This window comes from Psychrobacter sp. TB20-MNA-CIBAN-0197 (assembly GCF_040309765.1).
In the GTDB taxonomy this organism is placed as follows: Bacteria; Pseudomonadota; Gammaproteobacteria; order Pseudomonadales; family Moraxellaceae; genus Psychrobacter; species Psychrobacter submarinus.
In genome coordinates, this window is the sequence record NZ_JBEOPC010000307.1 from 1 (window position 1) to 304 (window position 304).

The following is a 304-nucleotide window of genomic DNA, read 5'->3' on the forward strand; positions in this document are numbered from 1 at the left end:
CTATTTATGGTAAAAATAAAAAACCAAGCCAAGCTGCTTTAGCCGATGTTGATGTCATTATTTTTGACATTCAAGATGTGGGAGTGCGCTTTTATACCTACATAAGCTCTATGCACTACATGATGGAAGCTGCTGCAGAGCAGAGGATAGAATTTTTAGTACTCGACAGACCCAACCCAAATATTGCCTACGTTGATGGACCAAGATTAGAGCCAGAATTTAAATCGTTTGTAGGCATGCACCCAATTCCTGTATTACACGGCATGACTGTTGGCGAACTTGCCAAAATGATCAAGGGTGAGGG

Annotated in this window: 1 protein-coding gene; it reads left to right on the forward strand. The window is 41.4% G+C overall.

Annotated features, from left to right (window positions below; translation table 11 throughout):
* The coding region (locus AAEY83_RS13780; RefSeq protein WP_351059669.1) for an exo-beta-N-acetylmuramidase NamZ domain-containing protein at positions 1–304 on the forward strand (304 nt) is incomplete at both ends.